Annotated in this window: 1 protein-coding gene; it reads left to right on the top strand. The window is 69.7% G+C overall.

Annotated elements, in window-relative coordinates:
• The coding region (locus ACWC09_RS52515) for an SDR family NAD(P)-dependent oxidoreductase (protein ID WP_450859405.1) at positions 1–2453 on the top strand (2453 nt) is incomplete at both ends.

Raw genomic sequence — 2453 nt, 5'->3', positions numbered from 1 at the left:
CCACAACGACCACATCTACGCCGAGATCACCCTGCCCACCGACCCGGACGCCTACAACATCCACCCCGCCCTGCTCGACGCCACACTCCACGCCGCACTGCTGAGTCAGGTCCTGCCGAACGACGGCCGGGTGCGACTGCCGTACGCCTGGGAAGGCGCAACGCTGTACGCCTCCGGCGCCTCCGCGCTACGGGTGTCGGTGACGACCGTGGGGGACAACGCGCTACGGCTGCGCGCGGCGGACGGTGCCGGTATGCCGGTGGCAGAAGTGGCGTCGCTGGCCATGCTTCCGGCCGACCTTGCCGACCTCGGCTCTGCGGCCGTGAACCGGGACTCCCTGCTGCGCCTGGAATGGATACCCGCGCTGTCGGCGGACGCGGCACCGCCCACCGAGCTCTCGCTGCTCGGCCACGACTCGTTCGGCCTGTGCTCGGCGACGGCAGGCGGCGTCGACTGGCAAGAGTTCACCGAACTGTCCGCGATACCCGGCGACTCGTCCGACGTGGTCGTGTGCATCGAAGGTGACGGCACGACAGACGTCCCGGGAGCCGCCCGCACGGCGCTGTACCGTGTGCTCGATCTGGTCCAGGCATGGGTGTCCGACGACCGGTTCGCGGATGCACGGCTGGTCGTGGTGACCCGGCGTGCGGTGATGACCGGATACGGCGAGCCCGTACCGGACCTTTCCATCGCGCCTCTCTGGGGGCTGGTCCGCTCCGCACAGAGCGAGAATCCCGGCCGGCTGGTCCTGGCCGATGTGGACGACGATGACCGCTCGCTCGCCGTGCTGCCGTCCGTGCTGGCCGGTGACGCCACCCAGTTCGCCCTGCGTGACGGACATGTCGTGGTGCCGAGACTGGCCAGGGTGACATCCAAGAACCCACCACGGGACCCGGAAGGTGTGCCGTGGCGGTCGGACCCCAAGGGTCGTAGCGGGCCGGAGCCGTCGGCATGGTGGGACACCGACGGCACCGTGTTGATCACCGGCGGCACCGGAACTCTCGGCAGTCTGTTCGCCCGACACCTGGTCACGAAGCACGGGGTGCGGAACCTGTTGCTGGTCTCTCGGCGTGGGCCGGACACTCCTGGAGCCGCGGACCTGGTCGCCGAGTTGTCGGAGCTGGGCGCCGAGGTGACGGTGGCCGCGTGCGACGTGGCCGACCGGGCCGCGCTTTCCGCATTGCTCGCGGGAATCCCGGTGAATCAGCCGCTCACCGGCGTGGTTCACGCCGCAGGGACCCTGGATGACGGGCTGATCTCGGGGATGACGCCGGAAAGGCTCGACGCCGTGCTGGCGCCGAAGTTGGATGCGGCGTGGAACCTGCACGACCTGACCCGGGACCACGGGCTGTCCGCGTTCGTGCTGTTCTCCTCGATCATGGGCACGATCGGCAACGCAGGCCAGGGAAACTACGCCGCAGCGAACGTGTTCCTCGACGCGCTTGCCCAGTACCGCCGCGTCGCCGGGCTGCCGGCGACCTCGCTCGCGTGGGGTTTCTGGAGCGAGCGCAGCGAATTGACTGCTGACCTGGGTGACGTGGACATCGCTCGAATGGCACGCACCGGGCTGAAACCACTGCCGTCGGACGAAGGCGTCGCGCTGTTCGACGCGGCGCTCGCCGGCGGTGAGGTCACCGCGACCCTGGCTGCACTCGACCTCGACCGGCTGCGCGCGCGGGCCACGCAGACGAGTCTGCCGGAGGTGCTGCGTGGGCTGGTCCGGGCGCGGCGCACGGCGACCGCGGTCACGGCGACCGGCACGACGTTCGCCGACCGGCTGGCCGGCCGCCCGGCCGAGGACGTCAACCGCGAACTGCTCGACCTGGTGCGCTCCCACACCGCCACCGTGCTCGGCCATGCTGGTGCCGGTTCCGTACCGCCGGACGTCGCGTTCAGGGAACTCGGCCTCGACTCGCTGTCCGCAGTGGAGCTCCGTAAGCGGCTCAACGAGGTCACCGGGCTGAGGCTGTCGGCCACCGTCGTGTTCGACCACCCGACCCCGTCCACACTGGCTGCGCTCCTGCGCGAGGAACTGCTTGGCGCGAGCACTCAGGTCGTCACCCCGGCGGCCGCGGGGCCCGCCTCGACAGGCAACGATGAGCTGGTCGCTGTCGTCGGCATGGGTTGCCGATATCCCGGTGGCGCATCGTCGCCGGGAGATTTGTGGGACCTCGTGCAGTCGGGGCGGGATGCTATTGGAGGGCTGCCGCGCGATCGCGGCTGGGACTTGGACAACCTCTTCGACACGGACCCTGGACGGACAGGGAAAAGCTACGTAGACAAGGGTTACTTCCTCGACGACGCCGGGGAGTTCGACGCCGAGTTCTTCGGGATCTCACCGCGCGAGGCGCTGGCGATGCATCCGCAGCAGCGGTTGCTGCTGGAGACCATGTGGCAGACGTTGGAGGACGCCGGGATCGAGCCCGGTTCGCTGCGCGGCAGCAACACTGGCG

This window comes from Streptomyces sp. NPDC001617 (assembly GCF_053596855.1).
This window is presented reverse-complemented; position numbering and strand designations above follow the sequence as displayed.